Genomic DNA, 8,806 nt, shown 5'->3' with positions numbered 1-8,806 from the left:
CACCATCGGACCTCTCGGTCGTCACCATGGGGCAACTATTCGTTTCTCCCGACTCGGTGTCAGATCGGCGCTTCGCTCTTGACAGAGCAGTGGTCCCAAGATCTGACTCGTGGAGTTCGGGATCCTCATCCTACTCGCATCTGCGACAAGATCTCAAGTCGAGATCTTCAGGATGAGGGGTGGTTCTCCGCTTGAGGGGGCGCCGGGCCTCTCGGCCTCTCCGCTCTTCCCTGTGGGGCGAACAAGTAATAAGGTACGTGGGTTCCGGGCGTCTGCCAACTCGAGCGCACACCCCGGGCGTGTCGCGCGTCTTTCCGCGGTCGCAGGCGAGGATCACTCCCCCGTCAAGTACTCGATCGCCGCCGAACGGAACACGCGTGAGCCCGGGGCGTTGAAGTGGTGCCGGTCCGGGATCTCCAGGAACGTGCCGTGCGGCGTCGCCGCGGCAAGGGCCCGCGAGCCCTCGATGATCGCGTCCTGCGTCCCCGTGGCGAACAGCACCGGCTGCGTCGGCGCCATCGCGGGGTCGGGGTCGGCCGTTCCCGACGAGCGCAGTCCCTGCGCGATGGCCCAGAGCGCCCGCAGATCGTTACCCGGCACCCGCTCGGCGAGGGCGATGTAGTTCTGGGTGACGCGATCGGTCACCGGTGTCCCGTCCTGGATGAGAGCACTCACCTGGTCCAGGTCCAGGCGCGCGAGCGGGACCCCGTCGGGAACACCGCCCAACACGCCGCGCAGCACACGCTCGGGGAGGTCGCAGAGCACCTCCCACCCCACACGGGCACCCAGCGAGTAGCCCACGTAGACCGCATCGTCGATCAGGTACGTGTCCATGACGACCTCGACGTCGCGGGCGAGCTCGCGCAGGTCGTAGTCACGGGCCTCGTGCGGCTTGTCGCTCGCGCCGTGGCCGCGCTGATCCAGGCCGACGACGCGGAATCCCGCGCGCTGCAGATCGCGCACCCATCCGGTGCTCACCCAGTTGTCCCGCGTGCTCGAGGCGAAGCCGTGCACCACCACCGCTGTCGGCGCGTCAGGCTCCCCCCAGGAGTACGTGGCGATGCGATGCCCCTCTCCCACCATCACGTAGCGGGGTTCGGGCATCTCGGTCAGGGCAGGCAGCGCAGCGGTCACCCCTCGATTCTGCCCCTCATCGCGCCGCGACGCCGCGAGATCGGCGCCAGACGACGACCGCGCAGAGCACGAGCGTGCCCGCGGCCCACATCGCACAGGCCGGCGGCAGCACGCGGTAGGCCAGATGGGCGATCGTGAACTCGGCCGTGAGGGGACCGTTGACCGCGAGGCCGATCACCCAGGCCGTGATCAGGAAGACGGGAAGAGCGGCGATCCACACGACGCCCACCCACCGCGGCGTCCGCGACACGTGCGGAACGCGCGGTCGACGCCGTAGCCACAGCACTGCCCACACCGCGATGATCGCGAGGCCGATCGCGCTGGAGCCGTGCTGGAGCCACTTGATGCCGGCGAGGGGCCCCCAGGGCTCCTCGAGCGCCGGGAAGATCTCCGAGCCCAGCCGCCCCTCGTGCGTGAACGCGTCCCAGGCGATGTGGCTGGCGACGCCGATCACGAGCGAGGCGACCAGGAGCAGGACGGTGCCCACCGATGGGCCGAACGTCTCCCGCCAGATCGCGCGCACCGGCGCATCCCACGCGCCGGGCAGCCGCTCCGCGAGCGGTCCCGGCATGAGCTCCCGCGCGGCCGGACGCAGCAGGGCTCGCCAGAGCAGCAAGAGCGCGAGCGCCACGAGCAGCGTCACGGGAAGCCACCGCAGATCGTGCGTGAGCCCGTACGTCACGGGGAGCCCGCGCACGAACAGCGGAAGATCCGGTGTCATCGCCCCCACCGCGATCGCGGCGGGAACGAGCGGCGTTCGCACGAACGGCAACGCGACGACCGCGTGGCTCGGGGTGAACGGCATGGGTCAGCCCCGCGGAACGAGCCCCGCGAGTGTCTTCTTGCCGCGGCGGATGATCGATACGCCGCCGGGAAGGCCGGCGCGAATCGTCGCCGACTCGTCGGCGACGCGTTCGCCGTCGAGGCTCACCCCGCCCTGCGCGACGGCGCGCCGCGCCTCGCTCAACGAGGAGACGAGCCCCGTCGCGACAAGGGCCTGCGCCACGGTCATGTCCGGCTCGATCTCGGCGTTCGGCAACTCGTCGATCGCCGCGCGCAGCGTCGCCGCATCCAGTGCGGTCAGATCGCCCTGTCCGAACAGCGCCTCGGATGCGGCGATGACCGCCTCCGCTGCCTCGAGTCCGTGCACGAGCGCCGTCACCTCCAGCGCGAGGCGCTTCTGCGCCGCCCGGCGGAACGGCTCGGCCTGCACCTGCTGGGCGTAGCGGTCGATCTCCTCGCGCGTGAGGAAAGTGAACACCTTGAGACGGTCGATCACGTCGGCGTCGTCGGTGTTCAACCAGAACTGGTACATCCGGTACGGGCTGCACATCTCGGCATCCAGCCAGACCGCGTTGCCCTCGCTCTTGCCGAACTTCGTACCGTCGCTGTTGGTGATCAGCGGGGTCCCGATCGCGTGGACCGAGATGCCCTCCACCCGATGGATGAGGTCGGTGCCGCTGGTGAGGTTGCCCCACTGGTCGGATCCGCCCGTCTGCAGCACGCACCCGTACTGGCGGTACAGCTCCAGGTAGTCGAGCCCCTGCAGGATCTGGTAGCTGAACTCGGTGTAGCTGATGCCCGCCTCGGAGTTCAGACGAGCGCTGACCGCATCCTTCTTGAGCATCGTGCCGACGCGGAAGTGCTTGCCGACCTCGCGCAGGAAGTCGATCGCCGAAAGCGGCGCGGTCCAGTCGAGGTTGTTGACGATCCGCGCGGCGTTCTCGCCCTCGAAGCTGAGGAAGCGCTCGACCTGTGCGCGCAGGCGCAGGACCCACTCCTCGACGGTCTCGCGCGTGTTGAGCGTGCGCTCGGCCGAGGGACGCGGGTCTCCGATGAGTCCGGTGGATCCTCCGACGAGTCCGAGCGGACGATGGCCCGCGAGCTGCAGCCGGCGCATCACGATCAGCTGCACGAGGTTGCCGAGGTGCAGGCTCGGGGCCGTGGGGTCGAAGCCGCAGTAATACGTGATCGGCCCCTCGCCCAGCACGGCGCGCAGCGCCTCGGGATCGGTGGACACATGCACGGATCCGCGCCAGACCAGTTCGTCCCACACGTTCGAGAACGAGGGGTCGTTGGCGGGGGCGGTCGCGCTCACGACGGGCGTAGACACGCCTGCCAGCGTAGCAACTGGCCGGGGCTGCGCAGCCTCCCGGCGCGGGAGCACAGCCGACGTCGGGGGCGGCTGGGACACTTGCTCCATGTTCGCCCTCTCCCCCGAGCTGATCGTCGCCGGCGTCACGAGCCTCGCGCTGCTGCTCGCCCTGTCGGTGGCCCTGATCCTGGTGCTCGTCGCGCGTCGGCGCCCCGCCGATGCCGCCCTCGCGGTGGCGACGGGGCTCGTGCTCGTGGGGCTGGTGAGCGTCGTCGTGCTCCCCGTGCAGATCCCGCTGATCGTCGGACTCCCCCTCGCTCTGCTCGGGGCAGCCCTCGCGGTGACCGGCGGCGACCCTGTGACGCGGCGCATCCTCGACATCGCCACGCACGGTCAGGTCCGCGAAGGGGACGCGGGCGGCATCCTCGTCTTCCGGTCGCGCACCGTCGATGGCGCGGAGGCAGGGCTCGAGGAGGTGCTGCGCGGGGGCACCACGATCGGCTACCTCGAGCGGCTCGCTGTCGCGCTGTCGCTGCTGGCGGGGTTCCCTGAGGCCATCGCCGTCGTCGTCGCGATCAAGGGCATCGGCCGCTTCTCCGAACTCGCCACCTCCGCTGCGCGCGAGCGCTTCATCGTCGGGACGCTCGCCAGCCTGCTGTGGGCCGGTGTGGTCGGCGCACTCGTGCGTCTCGCGATCTTCTGAGGCGCCTCAGCGACGCCACTGAGCGAAGCCCTCGACGAGTCCTGCGGCCCCCGACGCGGTCAACAGCTGTGACACGGCGGATTGCGTGATCTGCTCGCGCTCCGCCAGCTCCCGCTGCGTGAGTCCCATGCATCGTCCGTAGACCAGACGTCGCGCGCGCTCGCTCATCGCACTCACGAGTTCGTCCCGCGCCCAGACGTACGCATTCGCCAGACGCACCTGCTCGTGCACCGCCACGCCCTCGTCCTCCGCGGCCTCGATCCAGGTGCGCACGGCCGGCATCGCGCGCACCTGCTTGGCGTGCAGGGCGTCGATCGCGGCACGGGCCGCCCACCACGCCGACCCCTCCGCGAGTTTGCCCGTGGCCGCCTCCACGGTGTACACCTCGCCGACGCCGACCCCGAAGCGGCACTCGAGGCCGTCCGGGAGCGCCAGCGTGATCAGCAGGATGCCGGCCAGAGCCGCACCGAGGTCCGGGTACTCCCCCTGGAACTCGTCGCCCACGGTCGCGGTCAGCATCCGATGCGCCAGAGGCAGGTCGGCTTCGACCGAAGCGAACACGGTCTCGATCCTTCGCTGCGCCCCGGTGCGGTCCGAGAGCGCGCGCGATCCGACGATGTCTGCGGTCACGACGGTTGCCATGCCGCAAGAATAAGCCAATAGCTAATTAATCGCCATAATAAGCATTTGGCTTATTTCACCCGAATCGGCCGTTCACATAGTCGAACGTGCGCGGGTCGAGCGGATCGGCGAACATCGCCTCCGTCTCGCCGTGCTCCACGATATGCCCGGGCTGCCCCTGCGACGCCAGGAAGAAGGCGCACTGATCGGAGACGCGCTGCGCCTGCTGCATGTTGTGAGTGACGATCACGATCGTCACCTCCTGAGCGAGCTCCAGCATCGTCTCCTCGATGACGCGTGTCGAGGTCGGGTCCAACGCCGAGCAGGGCTCGTCCATGAGCAGGACACGCGGGCGCACCGCCAGCGATCGCGCGATGCAGAGCCGCTGCTGCTGGCCGCCCGAGAGCCCGCCGCCGGGTGAGCGCAACCGGTCCTTCAGCTCGGACCAGAGACCGGCCTTGGTCAGACAGGTCTCCACGAGGTAGTCCTTACGTTCGCGATCGGCGCGGATCCCCGTGAGCGCGAGCCCCGCGAGCACATTGTCGTAGATGGACATCGCGGGGAAGGGGTTCGGCTTCTGGAACACCATTCCGATGCGCTTGCGCGCGTCGACCACCGGGAGCGTCGGCTCGTAGATGTCCTCGCCGTCCAGGAGCACCTCCCCCGCGAGCGACGCGGACGGCACGAGCTCGTGCATACGGTTGAGGATGCGCAGGAACGTCGACTTTCCGCATCCGGACGGCCCGATCAGGGCGGTGATCTGCCCCGCCGGCATCGAGAGCGACACGTCCTGGAGCACCTGGTGCTCGCCGAACCAGGCCGAGATGAGGCGGGCGTCGAGCTGGGCGGGGGCGACGAGCGGGCCTGCGAGCGTCAGCTGGGCCTGAGCCGCCTCGAGTCGGTCGCGTGTCGCGGCCGCGCCTCCGGTGAGAACGACCGCGGACACCGCGTTCCGCACGTTCACCGGCACGGCACCGGGCATGCCCGCGGCGAGCTGCTCGGGCGGCAGGGCCGGCGCGGCGCCGGTGGCGAACTCGGACTTGCGGCCGAGAGCGCGGCCGAGGAAACGGGGAGCCTTCTGCCGCTGATCACGCCGCGATGCCGGAGCATCCGAGCCCGGTGCGACGAACGGCGCGGACTCGAACACGACCTCGGTCACCGGCTCGATCGGCGCCTCCGGTGCGGACGGGCCGGGGGCCGGCTCATCGGCCAGCTCGTCCGCGAGCACGGGTGAGGACAGCTCGGTGATGGTCTCGTCGACCGGTGCGGTGTCGTCGTGGGGTGTGGACATGGTCAAGCTCCGGTCAGATGAGGTTCGGAAGAAGAATGGCCACCTGCGTGGCGGTGATGAGGCTGGCCAGCAGCAGCAGCGGCACGAAGACGAGCCACGTCTTCTGCCACCCGAACCGGCGCAGCGACCACACGGCGCCGACCTCGGCGAGCAGCAGGAACTGCAACCCGAACACCAGCGCCCACACCTGGCGGGTGTCGGTGGCCAGGGGCTTGTCTTCGAGCGGAAGCGTGGCCGCCGTCGTCATGCGTGCCCCGCGGGGCTCGCCGTCACCCACGAGAGTCGCGTCGACGTATTGCACGCCGACCGGCGTCAACGGACCGCCGCGCGAGGTCATGAGGATCAGGCGGCTCTCCCCCGACGTGGGATTGGCCGGCGCGGGGTCGCCGGCGTAGCGCGTGCCCATGACCTCGAACACGAACTCGCCCTGCCCGGTGGTCACCAGGAAACGATCACCGGGGACGAGACGGGAAAGCCCGCCGAACGGACCGCCGTAGGCCAACGATCGCCCCATCAGCACACTGACACCGACCTGACCCGGGAGGACCGTGTCACGACGATGGCCGGGTCCGTTCATGAGGGTGCCGCCGGAGGTTCCCTCCACGACGACGTCCGTCAGCCCGATCGCGGGGATGTCGATCATCGCGACCGGGTCGCCGTCGGCGAGCAGCACGTCCTCGAAGTCGCCCTCGCTGACGGGCGCGGTGCCGTCTGCGAGCTCGGCGCGGAATCGGTCCCGCAGCTGCTGTTGGTCGGCGTGGTAGGTGATGTTGCCGAAGACGAGAAGCGTGAGCAGGAACATCACGACGAACGAGGCCAGCATGAGCAGCAGCCCCCGGACGAGCGCCTGCCTCATCGTGAGCGGCGTACGCGGCGCGCTCGGTGGTCGCCGCGGCATCCGCGGCGGGCGCGCGATCGGGCGCGACGGCGACGGCACGCTCAGCGCGGGCTGGCTGTCGGGCACCGGTGGAGCGATCGCGCTCACGCGGCACCCGCCGCGGGGGCGACGACGGCGGGGGCGACCGCGACGGACGCCGTCAGCTTGAGGATGACGAGGGCCAGCACCATCAGCACGAGACCGATGAGCAGAAGCCACGGAAAGACGTAGACGACGGTCGCCCGGCTGACCGGCGACGTCGCCTGACCGGCGATCTGATCGGGCGGGCTCACCGTGACACGGCCGACGACGAAGGGCCATTGACCCGACCCGGACAGGGTCGTGGCGACCACACGGCTCTCGTTGGGCTTGAGGCCCGAGATGCGCACCTGAGCCCCGTCGATCCGGGTGCCGAACGCCGTCGCCAGGCTGAAGTCGGCCGTCGCGTCGATCGTGTCAGAAGACAGGTTGCGCAGGGTCACCCACAGCTCGGACGTGCCCTCGAAGGGGTTCATCGTCGGGCGGGACGTTCCGCTGATGTCGCTGAGGTAGAGCCCGCCCGCAATCAGCATGTCATCGGATGCGGGCGCGGGAGCGGCCGTGTCCGTGGTGACGGCGGTGCCCGCCGACGTGCCCGTCGAGCCGCCTTTCGAGGCACCGCCGTTCGTCGACCCGCCGCCGGAGGCCGCGGCGCCGCCCGCAGCGGCCGTCGAACTCGGACTCGGAGTCGGGCCGAGCACGGGCACGGAGATGCCGATGCCCTCGGCATCGTCGGCCGCGTGGGCGGGCAGCGACACCAACGAGACGGCCACCATCGTCGCCCCTGCCGCGAGGACGACTCGCGCCCAGACGCGCACCTTCGATCGATGCATGTCAGTTCCCCGATCCGACGGTCTCGCGCTGAGCGGCCGTCCGTTGCGCCTCCGCCTGGGTGAAGGCCATCCATTCGGCGGCGCGCGCGTCATCACGGCGGCGACGCCAGCGAAGGAAGAGGTAGATCAGACCTGCGAGCACGAGGATCCCGACGAGGATCCACGGCACGGCCCAGACACCCGCCTCGCGGTCGACCTGAGGTGCAGGCGGCGCTTCACTGACCGCCCCGGTCTGGTCACCGCGCGAATAGAGCGACGCGACGGTGTTCACGTACACGTACTGGCCGACCGGACCCACGTCGTAGGTGACGGTGCGCGACGCCCCCGGCAGCAGCTCGTCGAGGTTCTCGAGGCGACGCTCGGTGAGGTCGGTGCCGAAGAAGCTCTTCGTCATGAGCACGAGGGTCGGGGCCAGCGCGATGTTGCCCTGGTTGGTCACGGTGAGGGTGACACTCGTCGTGCCGTCGAAGGGATTGAGGCTCGGGTTGTAGACGGCGGTCATCCCCGTGATGTTCAGCAGCGACTGCAGCTCGCCGGGGACACGCACGTACATGCGGGTTCCCACTCGGCGATCGACGAGGATCTGGTCCGACGGCGTCTGCGAGGAGACGATGAGTCCGCCGGCGTGATCTCCGGGGCCGGCGTCGGCCGGAACGGTCATCGTGAAGCGAAGCGCGCGCGCCTCGCCGGCTCCGAGGTCGAACTGCATCCGCGAGGTGCCGTCTTCGAGCACGATCCACGCGCCGGCATCGGTGGCGGCGGCGCTCGCGTCGAGCAGGGCGAAGTCGCCGCCCTCCGTGTTGAAGGCGTCCGTGCCGTACACCGTGACCCGCTGCGGCGTGGTCCCCGTGTTCACGACGCGGTAGCAGTCGATGACCTGCTGCCCGGGGGCCACCTCGTAGGTGAATCGAGAGCGGCCGTCGCTCGTGCCGTCGTCGCCGCACGGACCGCCGGCGATCGACTCGGTGTCATCGGCGTGCGCCGCGCTCGGCGCGACGACGCTGAGGAGTCCCACGGTCAAGAAAGTGGCCGTCAGCGCGATGATCGCGCGCAGCAGAAAGGTACCCGTTCGGGTTCGGGTCTCGAACACGGACTATTAACTCCATATCGGGCTGACCGCCCCGCATCCGAGAGGTGAACGCGGGGCGAACAGAGGTGAAGCGATACCGCCGTGCCCGGGCAACGAGCCAGGGCACGGCGAGTGGGGTGGGAC

Annotated in this window: 9 protein-coding genes; 1 reads left to right on the top strand and 8 read right to left on the bottom strand. The window is 69.9% G+C overall.

The window, feature by feature from the left end; all coding sequences use genetic code 11:
- Positions 1-333: 333 nt before the first annotated feature.
- The 3 genes from KYX17_RS12325 to tyrS are packed head-to-tail and all read right to left on the bottom strand — an operon-like array spanning position 334 to position 3,232.
- Positions 334-1,134 carry an alpha/beta fold hydrolase gene (locus tag KYX17_RS12325; RefSeq protein WP_243227262.1) on the bottom strand — a complete coding sequence of 267 codons (801 nt, stop codon included), beginning with the start codon at positions 1,132-1,134 and terminating at the stop codon, positions 334-336.
- 16 nt (positions 1,135-1,150) lie between these two features.
- A complete protein-coding gene (locus KYX17_RS12320) occupies positions 1,151-1,939 on the bottom strand; it encodes a DUF4184 family protein (protein WP_243227261.1) in 789 nt (262 codons plus the stop codon).
- A gap of 3 nt (positions 1,940-1,942) precedes the next feature.
- Positions 1,943-3,232, bottom strand: coding sequence for a tyrosine--tRNA ligase (gene tyrS, locus KYX17_RS12315; RefSeq protein ID WP_374208946.1), 1,290 nt, complete (start codon positions 3,230-3,232; stop codon positions 1,943-1,945).
- Positions 3,233-3,335: 103 nt separating this feature from the next.
- Between tyrS and KYX17_RS12310 the strand changes: the two genes are divergently transcribed.
- On the top strand, positions 3,336-3,932 hold the full coding sequence (locus KYX17_RS12310; RefSeq protein WP_243227259.1) for a hypothetical protein: 597 nt from the start codon (positions 3,336-3,338) through the stop codon (positions 3,930-3,932).
- A 6-nt stretch (positions 3,933-3,938) separates the two neighbouring features.
- Here the strand turns inward: KYX17_RS12310 and KYX17_RS12305 are convergent, their stop codons facing one another.
- The 5 genes from KYX17_RS12305 to KYX17_RS12285 form a co-directional block, all read right to left on the bottom strand.
- Positions 3,939-4,574 (bottom strand): SatD family protein, encoded by a 636-nt coding sequence (locus KYX17_RS12305; protein ID WP_243227258.1) that lies wholly within the window; start codon positions 4,572-4,574, stop codon positions 3,939-3,941.
- A gap of 55 nt (positions 4,575-4,629) precedes the next feature.
- Positions 4,630-5,430: a phosphate ABC transporter ATP-binding protein gene (locus KYX17_RS12300; protein WP_243227304.1), complete on the bottom strand. Its 801-nt coding sequence runs from the start codon at positions 5,428-5,430 to the stop codon at positions 4,630-4,632.
- A 427-nt stretch (positions 5,431-5,857) separates the two neighbouring features.
- On the bottom strand, positions 5,858-6,700 hold the full coding sequence (locus KYX17_RS12295; protein WP_243227257.1) for a sortase: 843 nt from the start codon (positions 6,698-6,700) through the stop codon (positions 5,858-5,860).
- A 125-nt stretch (positions 6,701-6,825) separates the two neighbouring features.
- Positions 6,826-7,593 (bottom strand): hypothetical protein, encoded by a 768-nt coding sequence (locus KYX17_RS12290; protein ID WP_243227256.1) that lies wholly within the window; start codon positions 7,591-7,593, stop codon positions 6,826-6,828.
- A gap of 1 nt (position 7,594) precedes the next feature.
- Positions 7,595-8,683, bottom strand: a complete 1,089-nt coding sequence (locus tag KYX17_RS12285; RefSeq protein ID WP_243227255.1) for a hypothetical protein — start codon at positions 8,681-8,683, stop codon at positions 7,595-7,597.
- Positions 8,684-8,806: the final 123 nt, after the last annotated feature.

This window comes from Microbacterium sp. CIAB417, assembly GCF_022788845.1.
The sequence above is the reverse complement of the archived record's forward strand: the minus strand, read 5'-3'. Positions and strand labels throughout refer to the sequence as shown.

Excerpts from the sequence above, each read along its gene's own strand:
- KYX17_RS12320 (WP_243227261.1), bottom strand. The coding sequence starts at position 1,939 with ATGCCGTTCACCCCGAGCCACGCGGTCGTCGCGTTGCCGTTCGTGCGA.
- KYX17_RS12310 (WP_243227259.1), top strand. The coding sequence starts at position 3,336 with ATGTTCGCCCTCTCCCCCGAGCTGATCGTCGCCGGCGTCACGAGCCTC.
- KYX17_RS12305 (WP_243227258.1), bottom strand. The coding sequence starts at position 4,574 with ATGGCAACCGTCGTGACCGCAGACATCGTCGGATCGCGCGCGCTCTCG.
- KYX17_RS12295 (WP_243227257.1), bottom strand. The coding sequence starts at position 6,700 with ATGAGGCAGGCGCTCGTCCGGGGGCTGCTGCTCATGCTGGCCTCGTTC.
- KYX17_RS12290 (WP_243227256.1), bottom strand. The coding sequence starts at position 7,593 with ATGCATCGATCGAAGGTGCGCGTCTGGGCGCGAGTCGTCCTCGCGGCA.